A 22,716-nucleotide genomic window follows, 5' to 3' on the forward strand; every position below is an offset into this window, starting at 1 on the left:
ACACTTGGCCGGATTGACCAAAAAGTGGCGGCGATTATAGGCATATTCTGCCGTGGACGCCACGTACCGGAAGTCGTGCAGACCTTTACTCGTGAGCCTGATAGACCGGGTCGGTGGTCTGAAGTTGCTTCAGGCGCGCCAACGGATCCTGGCGGTAGAAAAGCTGCAACTGCGCATACACCTGTGGATAAGCCTCGTGCAGCAGATCCGGAGCGCTGAAGAAGTACTCACTGGTGACGGCGAAGAATTCGGCCGGGTTCTCGGCGGCATACGGGTCGATGGCGGTTTCGGCATCAGGATGGCGGTCGAGCTGGCGATTGAGGTCGTCGTACGCCGCCTGCATCACCTCGGCCCAGTCGCTGACCCGCATGTCGGCGTGCAGCGGTGGCAGGCCATTGGCGTCGCCGTTGAGCATGTCGAGTTTGTGCGCCAGTTCGTGGATCACCAGGTTGTATCCTTCCCAGCCACCACTGGCCATCACGCCCGGCCAGGCGAGGATGATCGGCCCTTGTTGCCAGGCTTCGCCACTGTGTTCGCCGTCCCACTCATGCTCGACGCCACTGGCATCGCGATGGCGTTGGGGACTGAGGAAGTCGTCGGGGTAGAGGACAATTTCGTGGAAACCCTGATACCAGTTCAGATCGCCCAGATGCAAAAGCGGCAATTGGGCCTGGGCAGCGAGCAGCAGGCGTTGTTCCTGATGCAGTTCGACGCCGGGCAGTGCGGTCAGGTGTTTGTCTTCGAGGAACAGCACGCTGGCTTCGCGCAGCCACTGGTCTTCAGCGGCAGTGATGCCATCGAGAAAACTCAGGTGATGGCGCACCCGCTGCCACATATCGTCGGCAATCGGGTGCTTCGCCAGAATGCGCCGGCGGCGCCAGGCGCTCAGCGACCACATCGGCTTAGTGCGATTGGGCTTTGGCGCCGCCGAAACGGCTGCGAACCACGCCGATGATCATCGGAATCAGCGACAGCAGAATGATGCCGACCACCAGCAGCGACAGGTTTTTCTTGATGAACGGCACGTTGCCGAAGAAGTACCCCAGCGTCACCAGACCGCCGACCCACAGAACCGTACCGAACACGCTGAACCCGAAGAAGCGCGGGTAAGGCATCTTCGCGACACCGGCGACGAACGGGGCAAAGGTCCGGATGATCGGCAGGAAGCGCGCCAGGGTTACAGTCTTGCCACCGTGCTTGTCGTAAAAGTCGTGGGTCTGTTGCAGATAGTCGCGGCGGAAGATCTTCGAATTCGGATTGCTGAACAGTTTTTCACCGGCCGTTCGTCCGATCACGTAGTTGGTGCTGTCGCCGAGGATCGCCGCGAGCATCAGCAGGCCCGCCAGCAATACCGGATCCATACCGCCGCCCGCAGCCACTGCGCCGGCGATGAACAGCAGGGAGTCACCCGGCAGGAATGGCATCACGACCAGACCGGTCTCGCAGAAGATCACCAGAAACAGGATGGCGTAGATCCATGGCCCGTAATTATTCACCAGCAGGTCGAGGTAAACGTCGAGATGCAGGATAAGGTCGAGCGGGTTGAAATCCATGGAGGCACCTGTGGTGACGGCCTGACTCGGCAGGCCTGTGCGGATGACTTCGTGTAAGCCTACAAGCGGGTGTAGTTTTTCTTACAAGCCGGAAAGATCGGGATTATACGGGCTGAGGGGTGAAAAGCGCGTTGGTTTTGTAGCGGGGGATGTCGGTGTGAATAAATGTCGGGTTGGCATTCATTTCGGGAAGGGAGACGGCTCCCTCCCCGCAGGGCATCCCGCGATCAGAGCTCGTCGCTGATCGGCAGCACGTAGTTCTTGAACTCGGTGTCTTCCTTGAATCCGATGGATTCGTAGGTTTTCTGCGCCACTTCGTTGTCGGCACTGGTGGAGACACGCATGCGCACGGCCTGGGTTTCCTTGGCCATTTTCTTGGCGGTGCGGATCAGGTTGTCGGCCACGAGCTGACGGCGGGCGTCTTCGGCGACGTAGATGTCGTTGAGGATCCACACGCGCTTGAGCGACAGGGAGGAAAAACTCGGGTAGAGCTGGCAGAAGCCCATGAGCTTCCTGTCGTCGTCATCGGCCAGGGCCAGGTAGATCACCGATTCCTTGCGTCGCAGGCGCTTTTCGAGAAAGGCCCGGGACGAGTCCGGATAGGGCAGGGAGCCGTAGAACTCGCGGTACTTAACGAACAACGGGGTCAGCAAATCCAGGTGTTCGAGGGTCGCTTGGATAATCCGCATGGTAGGTCTCGTCCTTCAAGTGGCTGTCTTCACGTGCTCTGACGGCGATGGGAAACCCGGGCGGCCGTGCATCGATCCTGCCTGAAACCGGCGCAGAAAGGCAATGCGGAAACGGTTCAGGCTGGGGGCGGATCGAGTAGGAAATTACTCTTCATGTCTGCACCGGCTTCCGATTCCAGCGTCTGAACCTGCGCCTCGTCCTTCAGATTGACGCCCGACAGCTGGCGCCGACAGGCTTCGCGCATCAGATACAGCAAGCGATGCGCCGCCATGCCGTAGCTGAGTCCTTCCAGCCGCACATTGGAGATGCAGTTGCGGTAGGCATCGGTGAGGCCGACCTTTGGATTGTAGGTGAAATATAAACCCAGGCTGTCCGGCGAGCTGAGACCTGGACGCTCTCCAATCAGCATCACGACCATTTTCGCGCCCAGCAATTGGCCGATTTCATCGCCAATCGCCACGCGGCCCTGTTCCACCAGCACTACCGGCGCTGTCGACCATTCATCGGCGCTCATCTGTTCTTCCAGACGGGTCAGGAACGGCAGGGTATGTCGATGCACCGCCAGCGCCGACAGACCATCCGCCACCACAATCACCAGATCCACACCGCCCGGATGCGCCTCGGCGTATTCGCGCAGGGCTTGCGCCGATTGATCGCTCAACTTGCGCCCCAGATCCGGGCGTTGCAGGTAGCTGTTGCGATCCACCGCCGCGCTGTGCAGCAGCAGACTTTCGCGCTGGCGTTCATTCAGTTGAGCGCTCAGCGCGGCGTGATCGAACGGCAAATGCACCGCATCCCGTGCCTGGGCGTGGGCGTACTGGAAATCCAGTTGTGCACTCGTCGGCAGGCTGGTGCCAGTGCGCCCTAGGGCAATGCGCGCCGGGGTCAGACGTCGCAGCTCCAGCCACGGGTTTTGCGGATCGACGGGCGATTTTTCCATCTGACTCATCCCAGTTGCGCCAACGCCTGGCGGAAGGCCGGCGGCAGGTTGTTGCCGAAGCGGACCTTGCCGTCCGCCTGGGTGAAGATGCCCATGTTCGCCAGCCACTGCTCGAACTCCGGCGCCGGTTTCAGGCCCAGGGTTTGGCGCGCGTAGAGCGCGTCGTGGAACGAGGTGGTCTGGTAGTTGAGCATGATGTCGTCGGAGCCGGGGATGCCCATGATGAAGTTGATCCCCGCCACACCCAGCAGGGTCAGCAGGGTGTCCATGTCATCCTGGTCGGCTTCGGCGTGGTTGGTGTAGCAGATGTCGCAGCCCATCGGCACGCCGAGCAGCTTGCCGCAGAAATGATCTTCGAGGCCGGCGCGGATGATCTGTTTGCCGTTGTAGAGGTATTCCGGGCCGATGAATCCCACGACGGTGTTCACCAGAAACGGCTTGAAATGCCGCGCCACGGCGTAGGCCCTTGTCTCGCAGGTCTGTTGATCGACGCCGTGATGGGCATTGGCCGACAGGGCGCTGCCCTGGCCGGTTTCGAAATACATCAGGTTCTGACCGAGCGTACCGCGATTGAGGCTCAGACCCGCTTCATAACCTTCCTGCAACACATTCAGATTAATGCCGAAACTGGCGTTGGCCGCTTCGGTGCCGGCAATCGACTGGAACACAAGATCCAGCGGCACGCCACGGTTGATCGCTTCTATGGAGGTGGTGACGTGAGTCAGCACGCAGGCCTGGGTCGGAATGTCGTAGCGCTGGATGATCGCGTCGAGCATTTCCAACATCGCACAGATCGAAGCGATGCTGTCGGTGGCCGGGTTGATGCCGATCATCGCGTCGCCGTTGCCGTACAGCAGGCCGTCGAGAATGCTCGCGGCGATGCCGGACGGTTCGTCGGTCGGGTGATTGGGTTGCAGCCTTGTGGATAACCGTCCACGCAGGCCCAAGGTGCCGCGAAATTTGGTGACGACGCGGATCTTCTGCGCCACCAGCACCAGATCCTGCACGCGCATGATCTTCGACACGGCAGCGACCATTTCCGGTGTCAGGCCGGGGGCGAGGGCGCGCAGGCTCTGCTCATCGGCCGCTTCGCTCAGAAGCCAGTCGCGAAACCCGCCAACCGTGAGATGGCTGACGACTGCGAAGGCCTGTTTGTCATGGCTGTCGATGATCAGTCGGGTGACTTCATCGGCTTCGTAGGGAATCAGCGCTTCCTGCAGGAAATGCGTGAGCGGGATGTCGGCCAGCGCCATTTGCGCGGCGACTCGCTCCCCATCGTTAAGGGCGGCGACGCCCGCCAGGAAGTCTCCGGAGCGCGCCGGGCTGGCCTTGGCCATGACGTCCTTGAGACTGTCGAAACGGTAGGTCTGGGCGCCGACGGTATGGGCAAATGCAGCCATTGGGCGCGTTCCTCCTGAATGAATGCTTTTAGTGCGGGCACCGGGCCCGAGGCCCGATGCCGGTGCACCTCAGTTAGCGTTTAGATACCTTCGAGCATAGCGTCTGCCGGTGCTTCGGAGCGTTGCTTGGCGGTCAGCTGAAAGTACAGATAGCCGGCGGCCATGAAGCCGAGGAACACACAGCCGATCAGCGTGTTGAACCAGGCCATCGCCACCAGACACACCACGGCCAGGGACAGCGCGATGGCCGGCACCACCGGATAGCCCGGTGCGCGGAAGGTGCGCTCCAGGTTCGGCTCGGTTTTGCGCAGTTTGAACAGGCTGAGCATGCTGATGATGTACATCACGATGGCGCCGAACACTGACATGGTGATCATCGCCGCCGTCAGGGTCATGCCTTGCAGATTGACCAGGCCGTCGCTGTAGATCGCCGCAATGCCGACCACGCCGCCGGCCAGGATCGCCCGGTGCGGGGTCTGGAAGCGCGAGAGTTTGGCCAGGCCTTTGGGTAGATAACCGGCCCGGGCCAAAGCGAAGAATTGCCGCGAGTAGCCGAGGATGATCCCGTGGAAACTCGCCACCAGACCGAACAGGCCGATCCACACCAGCATGTGCATCCAGGTCGAGTTGTTGCCGACCACCGCTTTCATCGCCTGCGGCAGCGGGTCGTTGATGTTCGACAGTTGGCGCCAGTCGCCGACGCCGCCGGCCATCACCATCACGCCGATGGCCAGGAACACCAGGGTCAGGATGCCGCTGACGTAGGCCCGTGGAATCGTGCGTTTCGGATCCTTGGCTTCCTCGGCCGCCATGGCCGCGCCTTCGATGGCGAGGAAGAACCAGATCGCGAAGGGAATCGCCGCGAAAATGCCCGGAATCGCGCCCATCGTGAACTCATTGGCGCCGGACCAGCCGTTGAGCACGAAGTTGCTGAAGCTGAAGCCCGGTGCGACCACGCCCATGAACACCAGCAACTCCGCGACGGCGAGCACGGTGACCACCAATTCGAAGGTCGCAGCGATGCTGACGCCAAGGATGTTCAGGGTCATGAACACGAAATACGCGCCGACCGCCGCGAGTTTGGGATCGAGCCCCGGATATTGCACATTCAGATAGGCGCCGATGGCCATGGCAATGGCGGGCGGGGCGAACACGAATTCGATCAGGGTGGCGATGCCGGCGATCAATCCGCCTTTCTCGCCGAACGCCCGACGGCTGTAGGCAAACGGCCCGCCTGCGTGGGGAATCGCGGTGGTCAGCTCGGTGAAACTGAAGATAAAGCAGGTGTACATGGTGGCGACCATCAGGGCCGTGACCAGGAAACCCAGGGTTCCCGCGGTGCCCCAGCCGTAACTCCAGCCGAAGTATTCGCCGGAGATCACCAGGCCGACGGCAATGCCCCAGAGGTGCAGGGTGCCGAGTGTGGGTTTGAGCTGTGTGGTGGAAGTCATAAGTCCTCTCTGTCTTTTTTATTGTTCGATCTGTTGGACTTTCAGGTGCAGAAGTTGAGTAGGTGGATGCTGTTCACGCAGCGGCAGTGTTCAGGCAAATCCTGAATGACGGGTACGCAAGGCCCGTGCCAGAGCGGCCAGGCTTTGGGTGTTGTGTCATCAAGGGCGCCATCGCTGGCAAGCCAGCTCCCACAGTGATCTCTGCCGATCTCAATAATGGGTGCATCACAGAAACCTGTGGGAGCTGGCTTGCCAGCGATAGCTATCTGGAGGGCGACACAGAAATATCTGTATCGCCCTCAGGTTTTAGAAGAAGCCCAGCGGATTGATGTCGTAGCTCACCAGCAGGTTTTTGGTCTGTTGGTAGTGGTCGAGCATCATCTTGTGGGTTTCACGGCCGACACCGGATTTCTTGTACCCGCCGAACGCGGCGTGCGCCGGGTACAGGTGGTAGCAGTTGGTCCACACACGACCGGCCTTGATGGCGCGACCCATGCGATAGGCGCGGTTGATGTCGCGGGTCCAGAGCCCGGCCCCCAGGCCGAACTCGGTGTCGTTGGCAATCGCCAGGGCTTCGGCTTCGTCCTTGAAGGTGGTGATGCTCACCACCGGCCCGAAGATTTCTTCCTGGAACACACGCATCTTGTTGGTGCCCTTGAGCAGGGTCGGCTGGATGTAGTAACCGGAAGCCAGGTTGCCTTCGAGTTTTTCCACCTTGCCGCCGGTCAGCAGTTCGGCACCTTCGCCCTTGGCGATTTCCAGGTAGGAAAGGATCTTGTCGAATTGCTGCTCGGACGCCTGGGCGCCGACCATGGTGTCGGTGTCGAGCGGGTCGCCACGTTTGATCTGGCTGACCTTCTTCATCACCGCTTCCATGAACTGCGGATAGATCGATTCCTGAACCAGTGCACGGGACGGGCAGGTGCAGACTTCGCCCTGATTGAAGAACGCCAGCACCAGGCCTTCGGCGGCTTTTTCGATGAAGCTTGGCTCGGCCTGCATGATGTCTTCGAAGAAGATGTTCGGCGACTTGCCGCCCAGTTCCACGGTGGACGGAATGATGTTTTCGGCGGCGCATTTCATGATGTGCGAGCCGACCGGGGTCGAGCCGGTGAAGGCAATCTTGGCGATGCGTTTGCTGGTAGCCAGGGCTTCGCCGGCTTCTTTGCCGAACCCTTGCACCACGTTGAGCACGCCCGGCGGCAGCAGGTCGCCGATCAGTTCCAGCAGCACGCTGATGCCCAGCGGGGTTTGCTCGGCAGGCTTGAGCACCACGCAGTTGCCGGCCGCCAGGGCCGGGGCGAGTTTCCACGCGGCCATCAGGATCGGGAAGTTCCACGGGATGATCTGGCCGACCACGCCCAGTGGTTCATGGATGTGATAGGCCACGGTATTGCCGTCGATCTCGGCGGCGCTGCCTTCCTGGGCGCGCAGGCACCCGGCGAAATAGCGGAAGTGGTCAGCGGCCAGCGGGATGTCGGCGTTGAGGGTTTCGCGGATGGCTTTGCCGTTGTCCCAGGTTTCGGTGATCGCCAGGGTTTCGAGGTTCTGTTCGATACGGTCGGCGATTTTCAGCAGGATCAGCGATCGGGCCTGGGCAGAAGTGGAACCCCAGGCGTCGGCAGCGGCATGGGCGGCGTCCAGGGCTTTTTCGATGTCTTCGGCCGTGGAACGCGGGAATTCGGCAATCGGTTGGCCATTTACTGGCGAGGTGTTGGTGAAGTACTGACCTTTGACAGGCGCGACGAACTCGCCGCCGATGTAGTTACCGTACTTGCTTTTGAACGAGACTTTGGCGCCTTCAGTACCGGGGTGAGCGTAACGCATGATGTTCTCCTTGGCTGTTGTATTTATCAGAGAGACGCGCATGAGCGCTTGCTATAAGCGTAGAGCAAAGGTCGGGCCACTGCCGTGCAGGGCAGGCAAATCAAGGCCTTGCGCGATTTGTGTCGGACAAGTGGCAAGCGTCCGTGACGGTATCGGTACAGCTCGGGTGACAATTTGTACCGCTTCTGGCACAACCCGTGACCGGGCGGTCTTGCCAGCATTGCAAAGACCGGTTGGCTGGAGGATGCTGGGCACCACTTCACGCATGGGCCGATGAGCCTCGGGGAGAATAATAAGAAATGCACGACAACCATTTGAGTCGCCATGCCCAACAGGTTCTCACCGTCACCCAGGGTAAGTCGCACCTGCATGGCCCCGGTGCCGACCCGTCGATTGCCCGCTCGTGGCTGCGTTGTCTTGAGGACTATCACCTCGACCCGGCCCTGACCATGGCGCCGACCGTGCTCGAACACGGGCGCGTCCTCGAAAGCCGCGAACGGCTGCAACAGGTGTTGCAGATCGCCGGCAATGAAATGAGCAGCCTGCATCAACAACTCTCCGGCGCCGGCCATGCGGTGCTGCTGACTGACGCGCGTGGGGTGATCCTCAACTGCGTGACCGCCCCCGCCGAACGCAAGATTTTCGAACGCGCCGGCCTGTGGTTGGGCTCCGACTGGAGCGAGGCCTGCGAGGGCACCAACGGTATCGGCACCTGCCTTGTCGAGCGTCAGGCCCTGACCATTCATCAGGATGAACACTTCCGTGGCCGCCACACCGGCCTGACCTGCTCGGCGAGCCCGGTGTTCGACCCGCACGGCGAGCTGCTGGCGGTGCTCGATGTTTCCTCGGCTCGGCATGACGTCTCGCGCCAGAGCCAGTTCCACACCATGGCGCTGGTCAATCTGTCGGCGAAGATGATCGAGAGCTGCTACTTCCTGCGCTGTTTCGATAACCAATGGTTGCTGCGTTTTCATCTTCAGGCCGAGTCTGTCGGGCTGTTCAGCGAAGGGTTGCTGGCGTTTGACGGGGAAGGACGGATCAGCGCGGTCAATCAGAGTGCCTTGAATCTGCTCGGACACATCCGTGGTGGCTTGCTCGGCAAACCGGTGGAGGCGTTTTTCGATTGTTCGCTGGATGAGTTGCTCGGGCGCGCCAGTGCCAATGCCAGCGCCAGTTGGCCGCTGCGCACCCGTGACGGGCGGCATCTGTTTGCGGTGCTGCGCGGTGAGACCCGCCGGCCGCTGCCGGTCGCGCCGGCTCCCGCGCCTGTGGAAGCGCCGCGTCTTGCCGGGATTTGCCTGGGGGATGCGGCGTTGCAGGCGGATTTCCGCAAGTCGCTGCGGGTGTTCGAGCGTGACGTTCCGCTGCTGATCAATGGTGAAACCGGCTCCGGCAAGGAAGCGTTCGCCAAGGCTGTGCATAACGCCAGTCAACGTGCCGGCAAAGCCTTCGTTGCCCTCAACTGCGCGGCGATTCCCGAAAGCCTGATCGAAAGCGAATTGTTTGGCTATCGCGGCGGCAGCTTCACCGGCGCGCGCAAGGACGGTATGCGCGGCAAGTTGCAGCAGGCCGATGGCGGCACGCTGTTCCTCGATGAAATCGGTGACATGCCGCTGGCTCTGCAGACCCGACTGCTGCGAGTGCTGGAAGACCGGCAAGTGGTGCCGATCGGCGGCGAGCCGGAAGCGGTCAACGTGCGGATCATCAGTGCCACCCACCGCAATCTGCTGGAACGGGTTGGTGATGGCAGTTTTCGGGAAGACCTTTACTACCGGCTCAACGGGCTGGAAGTGGCGTTGCCGCCGTTGCGCGAGCGCAGTGACAAGTCCCAGCTGCTGGATTTTCTGCTGGCCGAAGAGGCGGGCGGGGAAACGATCCTGATCGACGAGCCGGCGCGCCAGGCGTTGCTGGGTTTCAACTGGCCGGGCAACGTGCGGCAGATGCGCAATGTGCTGCGCACGCTGGCGGCGTTGTGCGATGAAGGCCGGATCGCACTGGAGGATCTGCCGGCGATGTTTCGGCAGGTGCAGCCACTGTTGGTCAAAACCGATGAAGCGTCGTCCGGGCAGCCGCTGGAAGATGCCGAGCGGCAGGCGTTGCTCAATGCGCTGGAACATACGCGTTGGCATATGACCCATACGGCGCAGCAACTGGGCGTCAGTCGCAATACGCTTTATAGAAAGTTGCGCAAGCACGGGATCGCCCGAACCGCCTGAATACTCCTGCCGATCGTTCCCATGCTCTGCGTGGGAACGCCTCCCCGGACGCTCCGCGTCCGCTTTTGGACGCAGAGCGTCCTGCGCTGCATTCCCACGCGGAGCGTGGGAACGATCAAGGCCTCCTCCCTCAATCAGCTAAAGAGTGCGATTTTCCCCTCCCTGCGCTAACCTGCGGCCATGTTTTACGAGGTCGACTATGCACATTCATATTCTGGGTATCTGCGGGACTTTCATGGGCTCGATGGCGGTTCTGGCCAAAGAGCTGGGCCATCACGTGACTGGCTCCGACGCCAACGTCTATCCGCCGATGAGCACCCAGCTCGAAGCCCAGGGCATTCAGTTGACCCAGGGTTACGACCCGGCGCAGCTTGAGCCGGCACCGGATCTGGTGGTGATCGGCAACGCCATGTCCCGCGGCAACCCGGCGGTGGAATATGTGCTGAACAAAGGCCTGCCGTACGTGTCGGGCCCCCAATGGCTGGCCGACCATGTGCTGCAAGGTCGCTGGGTGCTGGCGGTTGCCGGTACCCACGGCAAGACCACCACCAGCAGCATGCTCGCCTGGGTACTGGAACACGCCGGCATGAGCCCGGGCTTCCTGATCGGCGGCGTGCCGCAGAATTTTTCGGTGTCGGCCCGTCTGGGCGGCACGCCGTTCTTCGTGATCGAGGCAGACGAATACGACAGCGCGTTCTTCGACAAGCGTTCGAAGTTTGTCCACTACCGTCCGCGCACTGCGATCCTCAACAACCTTGAGTTCGATCACGCCGACATCTTCCCCGATCTGCCGGCCATCGAGCGGCAGTTCCACCACTTGGTGCGGACCATTCCGAGCGAAGGCCTGGTGATCCACCCGACTACCGAACCCGCCTTGCAACGTGTGATCGAGATGGGCTGCTGGACCCCGGTGCAAACCACCGGTGCCGGCGGTCAGTGGCAGGTCAAGTTGCTGAAAGACGACGGCTCGGCGTTTGAAGTGATGTTCGAAGGCGTGTCCCAAGGCGTGGTCGAGTGGGAATTGACCGGTCAGCACAACGTTGCCAACGCCTTGGCCACACTGGCCGCCGCGCGTCACGTCGGCGTTGTGCCGTCGATGGGCATTGCCGGATTGAGCGCGTTCAAAAGCGTCAAACGGCGGATGGAAAAAGTCGCGGAAGTACGGGGAATCACCATCTACGATGACTTCGCCCACCACCCGACCGCGATTGCCACCACCCTTGATGGCCTGCGCAAACGTATCGGCGATGCGCCGCTGATCGCGATCATCGAGCCGCGCTCCAACTCGATGAAGCTCGGCGCGCACCGTGACGGTCTGCCGGACAGCGTGGTCGATGCCGATCAGGTGATCTGGTATGCCCCGGCCAACCTCGGCTGGGATCTGGCAGGCACCGCCGCGTTGTGCACCGTGCCGTCGATCGTCAGCGATTCGCTGGAAGGCATCATTGAGCGCGTGAAGAGCCAGGCTCAGCCCGGCACTCACGTGGTGATCATGAGCAACGGCGGCTTCGGCGGCCTGCACGGCAAACTCGCCGAGGCGCTGAAATGAACACTCGTTTGCAGAGCAACGGCCCCGAACGCATCACGCTGGCGATGACCGGCGCGTCCGGCGCCCAGTACGGCTTGCGACTGCTGGATTGCCTGGTGCGCGAGGATCGTGAGGTGCATTTCCTGATCTCCAAGGCCGCGCAACTGGTAATGGCCACCGAGACCGACGTGTCGCTGCCGGCCAAGCCGCAAATGATGCAGGCGTTCCTCACCGAATACACCGGCGCGGCCGCCGGGCAGATCCGCGTGTACGGCAAGGAAGACTGGATGTCACCGGTGGCCTCGGGTTCCGGCGCCCCGGCCGCCATGGTGGTGGTGCCATGCTCGACCGGCACCTTGTCGGCCATTGCCACCGGCGCCTGCAACAACCTGATCGAACGGGCGGCGGACGTGACGTTGAAGGAACGTCGCCAGTTGATTCTGGTACCGCGCGAAGCGCCGTATTCGAGCATTCACCTGGAACACATGCTCAAGCTGTCGAACATGGGCGTGACCATCCTGCCGGCCTCGCCGGGTTTCTATCACCAGCCGCAGACCATCGATGACCTGATCGATTTCGTGGTGGCACGGATTCTCAATCTGCTGGGCATCCCCCAGGACATGCTGCCGCGTTGGGGCGAGCACCACCTGAGCAGCGATGAATAAGCTGCTGGCGATCCTGCTGGCGTTGCAACTGACCGGCTGCGCCACCGCGCGCACGCTGGATGCCGCCAAGCCCGGCGCGCCGGTGGTGTATTCCGGCACCCGGCTGGATCTGTATGCGATGAATGGCGGATGTTGCGCGATGGATCGATTCGGCGCCGAGGCGCCGAGTTACCCCGGTGTGGATCTGCCGGCCAGCGCACTGCTCGACACGCTGCTGTTGCCGTTGTCGTTGCTGACGGTGATCGGCGTGGGGTTCCAGGCGACTGGCGGACTCTAAAAAGATCGCAGCCAATGGCTGCGATCTTTTGTTTTTACTTGCCGAGTTTTCTCAACTCATCCGATTCGACGATCCGTACCCCGTCCTGCTCCTCCAACGCCAGCCGCCACATGGCCCGGGCCAGTTGGCAGGCTTCGATGCCGCGGTATTTGCCAGGAATCAATTTGGAGAATGGCGCGGCAAGCTGCTCGCCCAGGCGGGGCTCACTGCGTTCGCCGAGCAACAGTGATGGCCGACAAATGGTCAGTTGCGGCCAGTCCTGCGCGCGCAACGCGTATTCCATCTCGCCTTTGACCCGGTTGTAGAAAATCGAGGACCGACGATCGGCCCCCAGGGCGCTGATCACGATCAGGTGCCGTGCGCCCATTTCCCGGGCGCGCTTGGCGAAGGCGACGACCATGTCCAGATCCACGGCACGGAACGCCTCTTCGGAGCCGGCCTGCTTGATGGTGGTGCCGAGGCAGCAATAAGCGATGTCGACGCGACCGGACAACTGCGGCAGGAAGGTTTGTGGATCACCGACCGGGTTTTCCAGGTGCGGATGCTCGGCCAGCGGCCGGCGTGATGGGGCAAGGACACGGCTGATCGTCGGCTCGTTGAGCAGGCGGTCGAGCAGATGTTCACCGGTCAATCCGGTGGCTCCGGCAAGCAAGACATGCTGAGGCGTCAAGTACATAGTGTCTCTCCCTTGATACTGTTCAGCTTAGTTGCTCTTTATCGCTCCGTCGTTCAACGCAGCACTTTGCAAGGCTTTTCTCGCTTGCTGTTTACGCAGCAGTTGCCAGTGCGCCAGCACGGTTTTCGGCGCCCAGATCTGCGGTTCAGAGGCTTCGAAATTGTCCGCCAGTTCGCGCTCGGCGACGGTGGCCTTGGCCAGTTTGAAGGCTTGTTCCAGGTCGTCGGTCTGGTTCAGCGCCTGTGCAAACAGGGCATCGCCGAAGTAGGTGAAGTTGGCCTCCTCGGAGCAGCCGAACGACACGCGATCGGCGCGCGAGGCGGTCATGATCAGCGTGCGTTCATCCTTCAACGCCGGAATGAAGCCCCCGGAATAGCACGAGGAAATGACAATGATCTTGTCGCGGTTCTTCAGCGGTGCGAGCACGGCGGCGAGTTCGTCGGCGGGCAGGTCGGCCAGCTCCATCCGCGGCTGGTCGAGCACCAGTTCGTGATCGGCGGTGCCGTGGCTGGTCAGGTAAATGAACACCAGGTCTTCCGGGCCGCTGCGTTCGGCCAGGGTTTGAGCGGCGCGCCGCAGATTTTCACGGGTGGCCATTGGGCGGTCGCCGAGGTGGTCGCGGTGGTTGACCAGACGAATCTGGCCCAACGCGCCAAAGCGGCTGGTGAGCATGTTGGCCACGTAGTCGGATTCACGCAGGAACACGCTCTGCTTGCCGTCGCCGCCGAGGGTCAGGGTGTAGAGCTCCACCGCCGGGGTCGAGGCCGGCACATTGGCCAGCGCCTCGTCAAGCAGGCGCCCCTGGGCCAGCAGACCGAGTTCGAGGGTGTCCGGCAGTAATTTGCCGTCGGCATCGCGTACCCGCTGGCCGTTGATCCAGGTGCCGCTGAGCACGCTGCCATCGGTGAGCACCAGGGTGCCGCGTCCGGAATAGCTGTCGCTGTCGAATCCGCCGACGTAGAAACTGCCATCGGACAGGTTCAGGCGACCCTGACCGCTGAAGCGCCAGTCGTTGAAGTAGCCGATGTAGTGGCTGCCGTCGGCGCCGATCAGTTCGCCCTTGCCGGTCAGCGCGCCTTCCTTGAACTGCCCGAGCCACACATCGCCGTCGGCGTTTTCGTAGCGGCCCTTGCCGTGCAGTTGATTGTTCTTGAAGCCGCCGACGTAGATGTCGCCGTCGGCACTGTTGAAGGTGCCGTTGCCTTCGAGCTGGCCATTGACGAAGTGGCCGGTGAACTGATTGCCGCTGGCATCGCCGCGCTGGCCTTCGCCGTTGGGTTTGCCGTGGGCGAACTGGCCTTGATAGGAACTGCCGTCATCCAGCTCCAGCCGGCCAAGCCCGGAATACTGGTCGGCCTTGAACTCGCCGCGATAGGTCATCGCGTTTTCTTTGAGGGTGCCTTCGCCTTCGCGCCGGCCCTGCTTGAAACCGCCGGTGTAGCTGCCTGCCGTGGTGGTCAATGTGCCCTGGCCGTCGAACAGCCCTTGCTGGAAGTTGCCGCGATAGAACTCGCCATTGCTGCCATGCCATTCGCCCTGGCCATGCCATTGCCCCTTGTCGAACGACCCGGCGTACCAGCTGCCGTTGGGGTAGTCGACCCGGCCCTGACCTTGCAGCAAGCCATCGACCAGTTCACCGCGATAGCGGCCGCCGTCGGGCAGGCGCGCATCCGGCGGCAACAGCGATTCGCCGTCGCCACACGCGGCCAGCAACAGGGTCAAGGCAAGGGGAGCAAGAGGGGCGAATGAGCGCATAGCGGGATCCGGGCAATTAGGCGACCGAGTATGCCGCAGCTATGTGACCTTATACAGCCGGCAGGGAGGAGCGGATGCGAAACAGCGTGAGCCGTTTCGCATCCAGGCGCTTAAACGAAGCAGAGCGACAGCGGTTCGGCGATGTAGGCTGGTTTGTCCGAGCCCTCGATCTCCAGGGTGGCGGTGGCCTTGAGCAGCCATTGGCCAGGTTTTTTCTCGGTCACTTCACCAAGGTCGACCTTGAGCCGGACCTTGGAATTGACCTTGACCGGCTGGATGAAACGCACGCTGTCCAGGCCGTAGTTGACCACCATCTTCACGCCTTGCGGCAGGACCAGGATGTCTTCCATCAGTTTTGGGATCAGTGACAACGACAGGAAACCGTGTGCAATGGTGCTGCCAAATGGCGTTTGCGCGGCTTTGACCGGGTCGACATGGATGAACTGGTAATCCCCGGTGGCTTCGGCGAACAGGTTGATGCGCTCCTGGTCGATGGTGAGCCATTCGGAACGTCCGAGTTCCTTGCCGACATAATCTTTGAGCTCTGCAACTGGAACATAGGGCATTGAGACTCTCCTTGGGTTCATCGGTTTTATAGTTTTTCAGGTGGGGGATTTGACCGCCCTGCGAACCACTGTAGATCATCATGGCGATTTGCTCAGGTCAACCGACCATGCTTTTGGCGAATGCCGATCCATAGCGCAGGCGTGCTTATAATGCCGACGACTTGCGGGTTGGAAAGTAAGACGGAGATGTCGGATGTTGCTACGTGGCCTGACGTGGCTGGTGCTGTTTCAATTGCTCGGCACGGCCCTCAATCATTTGCTGTTGCCGGTGCTGCCGGGGCCGATCATCGGCCTTTTGCTGTTGCTGGTATTCCTGATCGTGCGCGGTGAAGTCGGCGAGCCGTTGAACCTCGCGGCCGGCAGCCTGCTGCGTTACCTGCCGTTGCTGCTGGTACCGCCAGCGGTGGGGGTGATGGTGTATGCCACGGCGATTGCCGCGGATTTCTGGGCCATCGTCGGGGCGTTGGTGGTGTCGCTGATTCTGTCGATGGCCTTCGCCGGGGTGCTGATGCAACGGCTGGTCAAGCGTCACGCGCCGCCTTCGGAGGAATCCTGATGCTGTTTGACTGGCAAGGCGCCTGGGCCTCGGTGATTCACCACCCCCTGTTCGGTATCGGCATCACGTTGGGTGCCTATCAACTGGTGCTGGCGGCGTTCGAGAAAACCCGCTGGATCTTCCTGCAACCGGTGCTGGTCTCGATGCTGCTGGTGATCGGCGTGCTGGTCGGCTGCGGCCTGACCTACGCCGAGTACCGCAAGAGCACCGAGATCCTCAGCATTCTGCTGGGCCCGGCGACCGTTGCGCTGGCGGTGCCGCTGTATCTGAACCTGCGGCGCATCCGCCAATTGTTCTGGCCGATTTTTACTACGCTGGTGATAGGCGGAGTGGTCGCTACAGGTATGGGGGTGGCGCTGGGCTGGTGGTTCGGTGCCGATCACATGATCCTGATGACCATGGCGCCCAAGTCGGTGACCTCGCCGATCGCCATGCTGGTGGCCGAGCAGATCGGCGGTGTCGCGGCACTGGCGGCGGTGTTTGTGTTGATCACCGGGGTGATCGGTGCGATCTTCGGCCCGGCGCTGCTGACTCGCCTGGGCGTACACAGCCCCGAGGCGCGCGGCATGGCGCTGGGCATGACAGCGCACGCGGTCGGTACGTCGGTGGCGTTGCAGGAAAGCGATGAATGCGGCGCCTTCGCGGCGCTGGCGATGAGTCTGATGGGCGTGGCCACGGCGGTGTTCCTGCCGTTGGCGGTGTCGATGGTGGTGTAAGGAAATGTCTATGAGTCTGCCGCTTTTTCCGCTGAACACGGTGCTGTTTCCCGGCTGCAATCTGGATTTGCAGATCTTCGAGGCGCGCTATCTGGACATGATCGGCCGCTGCATGAAGCAGGGCGGTGGGTTCGGCGTGGTGTGCATCCTTGAGGGCAGCGAAGTCGGGGTAGCGCCGGAAGGTTTCGCCATGGTCGGCTGCGAAGCGCGCATCACCGATTTCCAGCAGCAGGACAACGGACTGCTGGGCATCCGGGTGCAGGGCGGGCGGCGCTTCATCGTGCAGCGCACCGACGTGCAGCGCGATCAATTGATCGTGGCCGAGGTCGAGTGGCTCGACGAAGAGCCCGAGCAACCGTTGCAGGATGAAGACGCCGATCTGGTGGCGCTGCTCAAGGCACTGGCCGAACACCCGATGGTCGAGGCGCTGAACATGGGCACAGATGCGGCGGGGCAGCAGTCATTGGCCAATCAGCTGGCTTATCTGCTGCCGTTTGCCGAGGAAGACAAGATCGACCTGCTGCAACTCGATGATCCGCAGCAGCGGCTGGATGCGATCCAGGCGCTACTCGATGAGTTGCAGGGCGAGCTGTTTGCCTAGAGCCAAAAACGCTATTCGGGCCAGATGATGTCGTTGGCGAACCACTCCTTGTCCTTGCCCAGTGTCAGTACCGGCTTGCCGGCGTTGGCGACCTTGTCGATCAGGGCATCGTATTCGTATCGGTTGTCGGCGCCTTGATGGGTCCGTGCTTCGATGTCATTGCGCTGTCGATAGCCTGCCTCATAAGCGATGTCATCGACTTTCGCCGCGCGAGTGAGGGTGGAGTCGAGCAGCCAGAGACGTTCCGACTCGATGCCCCGTTTCGACGTTGAAATCAGCGCTTCCAGTTCATCCTCCGGGAACCACGCACCCTTGTTCCTGGCGGCGTTGTTGAGCAGGTGATTCTCCTCTCTCGGCACGACCTCCATTTTTCGCGTGTCGATGATGTAGGCGAATATGATCGTCTGATTGTGCCGGACGGTTTCGTAATTGCGTTCGGAGTCGAGTTCCACATCCGAAGCCTCGGACCAGTCATTGTCGGATTCCCCTGATTCATTGTCGGAGTCACCGGGCTTGCGTCCGGGGTATTTGTTTTTCTGGTTGTTGTAGAGCAGATACTCCGGATCGGGGGAGCCCGTGCCTCTGCCTGCATATCGCTCAACCCGCTTCAGACTGACGGTTGCGCTGATCGGTTTCTCGGTGGTTGCTCCACGAGGATGCTTGAGTCGCGGCAACATCCGGTCATCGTTGTAGAACTCAAAGGGCGTCCGTTCATCGGCCCGGAACAGGGCCGGGATGTCTGTGCGGTACAGGACGTCGCTGCCGTTGCGCAGGTAGCCCAGCCTTGCAAGGAATCCGTCGAGGAATTCACCACTGACGCTCTCGCTGAAATCGCCGTAGTCGCCCAAATGACTGAGCAACAACCTGCCGTTTCTCAGTGGTCGAAGCAGGGGTTCTATTTCCTGATGCAGTGCTTCATAGCGGGCTGGGTCGTCTGCGTTCAGTGAGCGGCGCTTGTGCTCTGCGAGCCATTGCGGAAGCGCTGATGGATGGGCGGCCAGGTCGTCGCGCAGCCGGACGTGCTGGAGAGGCGATAGATTGTACGAGCGCAATTCCATGAGCCGTTCCGCTTGAGTCATCTGCGGGTACAACCGTGCGAAGTGTGTATCCAGCAGTTCGGACGTCGTGGCTTTCAATCGGGCGGGCATCAATGTGATTCGCGGCTGCCTTGCAGGCACCGCCGCTTCAGCGTCATGAATATCCGGATGCGGGCGCTTGAGCGGATGGACGGTATCGATCTGTCGAGCAGGGCTCCAGGTTGATTCGTCGATGTTTCTGTAAAGTGCAGGTCCCGGTGCCAGCTTCCTGTACAGATCCATCGCCCGATAGGTGCCCAGGTTCGGATCGAACTCCACATATACGGTGCCGTGGTTTTTCACATCGACGAACTTGCGTCCGACGACATAGCGCAAGCCTTCTTCATTGGCCGGTTGCATGTTGCGCAGCAGGCCGGGGCTCAACAGATAGTCGCTCAACAGGGTTGCCGATGCCCGGGGCACCTCAGGCTGGTCCGAGACTTTGACGACTGGCGGAACGGGTGTCGCTGCGGGTGGCAGTTGATGCCCCAGGGTTCGATTGCCCGATATGAACGGACCGGAAAGTGAATCAGGTGATTGTGGGGCCTGACTCGTTGGCCGCAGCCGGGGAGGTTGCAGTGACGGGTCGGCAGATGTGTTGATCCTGGACACTGCCGGCAGTGGGGGTGATTTGGGGCGCATGGTGTCATTCCTTGACGATGGACAGGTGTTCGATCGATGTCACCCGGGACGGGTCGCTGGCGAGCCTCCAGCTGTCGGTGGCTACGTTGTAGAAAATCCGGTCGGAGTCGCCATCGCGCAGACGCAGATTCAGGACCTGCACATCATTGCTTTCAAGTTCGTCGCGACGCTGATGGTCAATGACGTCCTGAACCAGGGCATCAATTGTCGGGTAGGCCCGGGCATCCGCAGCGCAGAGACCAATCACCTCGAACAGGGCATTGATCCGGTAACGGTTCCCGGACGAGATCGCCACCTCGACGGTTTCCAGTGGCAGTCCTGGATCGTTGCTGTCCGGCAGGTGAAGGTGAACACTGCCGATTTTGATCAGGTCGTTGTTGATGCTCAGGTCGCGAAGGGTGACCTTCTCCTGCAAAAGGTGGGTATGAATCAGCCAGGTGGAGGATCCGGAAAGTCTGGCGTCAGCGTCGGCGGTGGATAGACGGATGGAGAGATTGCTCGCGAGAAAAAGCTCATAGCTTGCCGATCTTCCTTCCAGCCAATAGGTTGCGTTGTGCTCGGTGGCCAGAAAGTCGACCCGTTGCGGCGTGTTCTTCAGGGAGCGCTTGCTGACAGAGGGACTGACGAACAGGTATCGGCCGGCCCGCTCGCGCAGTGAGGCACGGCTTTCGATGACCCGGTACCCCGGATTTTTTGCATCCTCCAGATAGTCGTTCCGGGGAAAGTCCAGGTGATAGGAAACACCATCACGCATCACCAGGGTCAAGGGATGATTCATTGCCCACCCGGCGGCCATGTTACCGGCGCCCATGTCAGTCTTCCGATCCTGACTTCCTGTCACGTTTGCATGCAACGAGAGCCGGGCCCCTCCAGCGAAGGTGAGGGTGAAATGGACATTGTCGTAATCGAGGAACGTGAACGCCTCCATCTCCGTGATGCTCACCACGTAAGTGGCACGGACGCTGACAATTTCCTCGCTGTCGAAATCGACATACACGGTGCTGTGCGACGGTAGGCTGTCTTTCGGGGCGATCAGGGCGGCGCGACGGGTCTGGCGGGAGACGAAATAGTGGGACTGTGCCCGAGCTGCCAGAACGTGCGGATGATCGTTGATCTGCACCGGAGATGCCTTGGGTATGCCCGATGTGAGGAGGGTGACACTGATGGGCAGATCGCCGTGCTGCGGAATCTCGCCAGGCCAATCCGGTTGCAAATGGAAACCGTCCTGGGTGATGAACGCCCATTTGTCGTGGTGCAGGATGCGTTTGCCATCGAGGGGCCGGTAAGCGTTCTCCAGTATCAGTTCGCGCCTGGGCGAGCGCGGATCATCGTCTCGAAGCGACTCGATCACCAGCGCGTTATCCCGGATGAACCAGCGCTGGATGGCTTCCATCGATACCCCCAGATAGACCTTGCTCGGCTCCAGGCCGTCCTCGGTGATGGAGACCTTGAGGCTCATCGGATCGAGATAATAGGTATCACTGCCGCGACCGCCGTCGACGGTGACATGCAGGCCACGTACAGATATCTGATCATTTCCGGCGCCGGCATCGACGTGATCGTTGCCATTGGCTGCAATGCTGTCCGCCTGATCGGAGCCGATGACCCGATTGGTTGCGCCGGCAAGTGTTTCGACCTTTTCGATGGACTCGAGCGTCGAATGCAGCACCGGCTCTGACATCGGGTTCACGGGGCGCAGCGACAGCTTGCCGTTTTTCAGGTCTATGTCATAACCGAGGTGGCGGGGTGGGGCGAGGACATGATCCAGGTGCCTGTGCGTACCTTGAAGCCACAACAGATCGATTCCGTCTCCACCCGACAGCTCGCTGGCCCTGATCGGATCGTATGAGAGTGCTTCTGATGCCGACTGAAATACAAAGGAGTCGTTTCTGTTGCCACCACTGAGGGTTTTCCGGCCTGTGGTGTAGCTGAAGAAATTCGGCTTTTCCTGAATGCCCTGCACCGTGTCATGGCCACCGCCCAGATTCCAGAAAACCCCTTTGGCAGGGTCACTTGCGGTTATGGAGACGACGTAGTCCGAATCTGGTAAGCCCTCACGCGCGTCATATGAGTCGTCCGTATCTTTGATGACAGGCAGGTTTTCGAGGGTGCAGGGCGTTTCACCCTTGTCTTTGTCCCATTGATAGCGATAGAGGCGGGTGGGTTGCAGCGTCACTTCAAATCGACCGTTGACAATCACATCGACGGTTTCCCTGAATTCACTGTTCAGCCAATTCAGGCTGCGAGTTTTCAGGGCTTTGGCATAGTCGGCGGTGGTCCTGGCGATCAGCAATCGATCCATGAGCGCCTTGTCCTGATCCTGTCCGGTGAACGCAAACCAGCCGGCGCGCCAGCGCTCGTTCACCGTCAGCTCGATGTAATCGTCAATGTCGTCGACGGCTCGCACGGCACCATAGATCTTGGCCCCGACGATCATTATTGCGGCAGCGGCAATCCCCACCGGGCCCGCTGCCTGGAAACCCGCCAATGCCGCACAGCCAAGTGCCAGGGACAATGCGCCGCTGAACACGCTCAGCCCGCCCGTCACATACAGATCCTGTGCTTCCTTGCCCTGAGTCTTGGCGGCATCGTTGAAGGATTTGATCGCGACGTAGATATCGAACGGCAGTGTCAGCACGCTGGCGATCAACCCGGCCCCGCGACAGAGCCACTTGCCCATGGACGTCCTGCCGAATTGTTCGAAGGCCATTGACCCCTGACGGAGCATTTGCTCCCCGCTCTTGCTCAGCGCGTACTCGACGCCCAGTGAGGTGATTTCCGCGGCGCCTCCGCCAACGTTCATCAGCGCTTCATGCGTATCGCCTTTCTTCAGGGCATCGATAGCCCCGATGTAAGCGCTGTAGAGTCCATACGCCTGCATTCCGACGCCCATGCTGGTCATTCCGCGACTTTTGGCTTTGTCGACCCAGTCCGGCAAGTACTCGGGCAGCGGATCCCGACGAATGTCGAGACGTTGGGTGGCGTTCAGCAAATGATTGATCTTGTTCATGGCGTCAGCGAACTCGCCTGTGGGCATTTCGCGCATGAGCGGTGCCGCATCGGGGGAGCGCTGGGTGACGATTTCGTACAGCAGGGGCGGGATCTGGTGGTTTTCCGGCGAGGGCACGGAGCGCATCCGTTGTTCCATCTGAACGGTATCGAATTCCAGCGCATCGATGAATGCCTGGTCAGGTTCGGCAAAGTAGGTGGTGGTCGGCGACAGGGGTTGCCCGTTGACCCGTCCACCCAATGCTTGAAGTGTCTGGCGACTGACGCTGTATTCACCGATGCGCAACGGACCGAACAGGGCGTCCAGGTCCGCGAGCCCCGGCTTTTTTCCCGAGTGCGAGGGGCTGTTCCGGATGGCCTGATCCGATTGGCCGGTCGGGTCGGATATTTTGATTGGCGCTGACGGTCGGTCAGCCCGAAGTGGGTGGATCGGTTGATTCATCAAAGTCATCGCTCTTTTCACAAGTCCGTTTGTGGTGCAGCTGCCGGAATGTGGCATGGGGCACGGACTTGTTCATGAGCTTTTACTTTGCCAAATGTTTGCCGGCGTTCACCGCCCAGGCGTGCGCCGC

19 protein-coding genes are annotated in these 22,716 nt (G+C 61.0%); 7 read left to right on the top strand and 12 right to left on the bottom strand.

The features are described 5' to 3' along the window. Window positions 1–85: 85 nt before the first annotated feature. From CAF77_RS17525 to CAF77_RS17555, 7 genes are all read right to left on the bottom strand, one after another. Window positions 86–898: a zinc-dependent peptidase gene (locus CAF77_RS17525; RefSeq protein WP_085654977.1), complete on the bottom strand. Its 813-nt coding sequence runs from the start codon at window positions 896–898 to the stop codon at window positions 86–88. A 4-nt stretch (window positions 899–902) separates the two neighbouring features. After that, entirely contained in the window at window positions 903–1,553 is a 651-nt protein-coding gene (locus tag CAF77_RS17530; RefSeq protein WP_064382196.1) for a DedA family protein, read from the bottom strand. Between the two features lie 227 nt (window positions 1,554–1,780). Then, window positions 1,781–2,242: an N-acetyltransferase gene (locus CAF77_RS17535; protein ID WP_042610602.1), complete on the bottom strand. Its 462-nt coding sequence runs from the start codon at window positions 2,240–2,242 to the stop codon at window positions 1,781–1,783. Between the two features lie 116 nt (window positions 2,243–2,358). Next, window positions 2,359–3,192, bottom strand: coding sequence for an ethanolamine ammonia-lyase subunit EutC (gene eutC, locus CAF77_RS17540; protein ID WP_371915541.1), 834 nt, complete (start codon window positions 3,190–3,192; stop codon window positions 2,359–2,361). Further along, entirely contained in the window at window positions 3,189–4,583 is a 1,395-nt protein-coding gene (locus CAF77_RS17545) for an ethanolamine ammonia-lyase subunit EutB (RefSeq protein ID WP_085654979.1), read from the bottom strand. The genes eutC and CAF77_RS17545 overlap by 4 nt, the downstream gene beginning before the upstream one ends. 80 nt (window positions 4,584–4,663) lie before the next feature. Further along, window positions 4,664–6,034 (bottom strand): ethanolamine permease, encoded by a 1,371-nt coding sequence (eat, locus tag CAF77_RS17550; RefSeq protein WP_085654981.1) that lies wholly within the window; start codon window positions 6,032–6,034, stop codon window positions 4,664–4,666. Between the two features lie 306 nt (window positions 6,035–6,340). Then, window positions 6,341–7,861 (bottom strand): aldehyde dehydrogenase family protein, encoded by a 1,521-nt coding sequence (locus CAF77_RS17555; protein ID WP_007958625.1) that lies wholly within the window; start codon window positions 7,859–7,861, stop codon window positions 6,341–6,343. A 299-nt stretch (window positions 7,862–8,160) separates the two neighbouring features. Between CAF77_RS17555 and CAF77_RS17560 the strand changes: the two genes are divergently transcribed. The 4 genes from CAF77_RS17560 (at window position 8,161) to CAF77_RS17575 (ending at window position 12,547) form a co-directional block, all read left to right on the top strand. After that, the gene (locus CAF77_RS17560; RefSeq protein ID WP_085654983.1) at window positions 8,161–10,077 is read left to right on the top strand and encodes a sigma-54-dependent Fis family transcriptional regulator; all 1,917 of its coding nucleotides are present in this window, start codon (window positions 8,161–8,163) and stop codon (window positions 10,075–10,077) included. A 199-nt stretch (window positions 10,078–10,276) separates the two neighbouring features. Continuing rightward, window positions 10,277–11,626 (top strand): UDP-N-acetylmuramate:L-alanyl-gamma-D-glutamyl-meso-diaminopimelate ligase, encoded by a 1,350-nt coding sequence (mpl, locus tag CAF77_RS17565; RefSeq protein ID WP_085654985.1) that lies wholly within the window; start codon window positions 10,277–10,279, stop codon window positions 11,624–11,626. Next, window positions 11,623–12,270: a flavin prenyltransferase UbiX gene (ubiX, locus tag CAF77_RS17570; protein WP_085654987.1), complete on the top strand. Its 648-nt coding sequence runs from the start codon at window positions 11,623–11,625 to the stop codon at window positions 12,268–12,270. Before mpl ends, ubiX begins: the two co-directional genes overlap by 4 nt. Continuing rightward, on the top strand, window positions 12,263–12,547 hold the full coding sequence (locus CAF77_RS17575; RefSeq protein WP_064382190.1) for a YceK/YidQ family lipoprotein: 285 nt from the start codon (window positions 12,263–12,265) through the stop codon (window positions 12,545–12,547). Before ubiX ends, CAF77_RS17575 begins: the two co-directional genes overlap by 8 nt. A 34-nt stretch (window positions 12,548–12,581) precedes the next feature. On the opposite strand, the gene CAF77_RS17580 is transcribed toward CAF77_RS17575, so the two are convergent. The 3 genes from CAF77_RS17580 to CAF77_RS17590 form a co-directional block, all read right to left on the bottom strand. Further along, complete coding sequence (locus CAF77_RS17580; RefSeq protein ID WP_064382189.1) at window positions 12,582–13,223, bottom strand: oxidoreductase; 642 nt, start codon at window positions 13,221–13,223, stop codon at window positions 12,582–12,584. 27 nt (window positions 13,224–13,250) lie between these two features. Next, window positions 13,251–14,978, bottom strand: a complete 1,728-nt coding sequence (locus CAF77_RS17585) for a C13 family peptidase (protein WP_085654989.1) — start codon at window positions 14,976–14,978, stop codon at window positions 13,251–13,253. A gap of 110 nt (window positions 14,979–15,088) precedes the next feature. Beyond that, complete coding sequence (locus CAF77_RS17590; RefSeq protein WP_034153755.1) at window positions 15,089–15,544, bottom strand: MaoC family dehydratase; 456 nt, start codon at window positions 15,542–15,544, stop codon at window positions 15,089–15,091. 193 nt (window positions 15,545–15,737) lie between these two features. Between CAF77_RS17590 and CAF77_RS17595 the strand changes: the two genes are divergently transcribed. Genes CAF77_RS17595 through CAF77_RS17605 form a run of 3 tightly spaced genes read left to right on the top strand, consistent with a single transcriptional unit; the run spans window position 15,738 to window position 17,417 of the window. Beyond that, window positions 15,738–16,100: a CidA/LrgA family protein gene (locus CAF77_RS17595; RefSeq protein WP_085654991.1), complete on the top strand. Its 363-nt coding sequence runs from the start codon at window positions 15,738–15,740 to the stop codon at window positions 16,098–16,100. Beyond that, window positions 16,100–16,816, top strand: a complete 717-nt coding sequence (locus CAF77_RS17600) for an LrgB family protein (protein ID WP_007958637.1) — start codon at window positions 16,100–16,102, stop codon at window positions 16,814–16,816. Before CAF77_RS17595 ends, CAF77_RS17600 begins: the two co-directional genes overlap by 1 nt. A 10-nt stretch (window positions 16,817–16,826) precedes the next feature. Continuing rightward, window positions 16,827–17,417: an LON peptidase substrate-binding domain-containing protein gene (locus CAF77_RS17605; RefSeq protein WP_064382186.1), complete on the top strand. Its 591-nt coding sequence runs from the start codon at window positions 16,827–16,829 to the stop codon at window positions 17,415–17,417. Between the two features lie 11 nt (window positions 17,418–17,428). Here the strand turns inward: CAF77_RS17605 and CAF77_RS17610 are convergent, their stop codons facing one another. Next, entirely contained in the window at window positions 17,429–18,892 is a 1,464-nt protein-coding gene (locus tag CAF77_RS17610) for a hypothetical protein (protein ID WP_236196046.1), read from the bottom strand. A 247-nt stretch (window positions 18,893–19,139) separates the two neighbouring features. After that, window positions 19,140–22,586 carry a calcium-binding protein gene (locus tag CAF77_RS17615; RefSeq protein WP_256576163.1) on the bottom strand — a complete coding sequence of 1,149 codons (3,447 nt, stop codon included), beginning with the start codon at window positions 22,584–22,586 and terminating at the stop codon, window positions 19,140–19,142. Window positions 22,587–22,716: the final 130 nt, after the last annotated feature.

The sequence above is a fragment of the Pseudomonas sp. R15(2017) genome, assembly GCF_002112685.1.
Classification (GTDB): Bacteria; Pseudomonadota; Gammaproteobacteria; order Pseudomonadales; family Pseudomonadaceae; genus Aquipseudomonas; species Aquipseudomonas glycinae.

Bases quoted from the DNA above. Each gene is read 5' to 3' on its own strand.
- CAF77_RS17525 (WP_085654977.1), bottom strand. From the start codon at position 898: ATGTGGTCGCTGAGCGCCTGGCGCCGCCGGCGCATTCTGGCGAAGCAC.
- CAF77_RS17530 (WP_064382196.1), bottom strand. From the start codon at position 1,553: ATGGATTTCAACCCGCTCGACCTTATCCTGCATCTCGACGTTTACCTC.
- CAF77_RS17535 (WP_042610602.1), bottom strand. From the start codon at position 2,242: ATGCGGATTATCCAAGCGACCCTCGAACACCTGGATTTGCTGACCCCG.
- eutC (WP_371915541.1), bottom strand. From the start codon at position 3,192: ATGAGTCAGATGGAAAAATCGCCCGTCGATCCGCAAAACCCGTGGCTG.
- CAF77_RS17545 (WP_085654979.1), bottom strand. From the start codon at position 4,583: ATGGCTGCATTTGCCCATACCGTCGGCGCCCAGACCTACCGTTTCGAC.
- eat (WP_085654981.1), bottom strand. From the start codon at position 6,034: ATGACTTCCACCACACAGCTCAAACCCACACTCGGCACCCTGCACCTC.
- CAF77_RS17555 (WP_007958625.1), bottom strand. From the start codon at position 7,861: ATGCGTTACGCTCACCCCGGTACTGAAGGCGCCAAAGTCTCGTTCAAA.
- CAF77_RS17560 (WP_085654983.1), top strand. From the start codon at position 8,161: ATGCACGACAACCATTTGAGTCGCCATGCCCAACAGGTTCTCACCGTC.
- mpl (WP_085654985.1), top strand. From the start codon at position 10,277: ATGCACATTCATATTCTGGGTATCTGCGGGACTTTCATGGGCTCGATG.
- ubiX (WP_085654987.1), top strand. From the start codon at position 11,623: ATGAACACTCGTTTGCAGAGCAACGGCCCCGAACGCATCACGCTGGCG.
- CAF77_RS17575 (WP_064382190.1), top strand. From the start codon at position 12,263: ATGAATAAGCTGCTGGCGATCCTGCTGGCGTTGCAACTGACCGGCTGC.
- CAF77_RS17580 (WP_064382189.1), bottom strand. From the start codon at position 13,223: ATGTACTTGACGCCTCAGCATGTCTTGCTTGCCGGAGCCACCGGATTG.
- CAF77_RS17585 (WP_085654989.1), bottom strand. From the start codon at position 14,978: ATGCGCTCATTCGCCCCTCTTGCTCCCCTTGCCTTGACCCTGTTGCTG.
- CAF77_RS17590 (WP_034153755.1), bottom strand. From the start codon at position 15,544: ATGCCCTATGTTCCAGTTGCAGAGCTCAAAGATTATGTCGGCAAGGAA.
- CAF77_RS17595 (WP_085654991.1), top strand. From the start codon at position 15,738: ATGTTGCTACGTGGCCTGACGTGGCTGGTGCTGTTTCAATTGCTCGGC.
- CAF77_RS17600 (WP_007958637.1), top strand. From the start codon at position 16,100: ATGCTGTTTGACTGGCAAGGCGCCTGGGCCTCGGTGATTCACCACCCC.
- CAF77_RS17605 (WP_064382186.1), top strand. From the start codon at position 16,827: ATGAGTCTGCCGCTTTTTCCGCTGAACACGGTGCTGTTTCCCGGCTGC.
- CAF77_RS17615 (WP_256576163.1), bottom strand. From the start codon at position 22,586: ATGAATCAACCGATCCACCCACTTCGGGCTGACCGACCGTCAGCGCCA.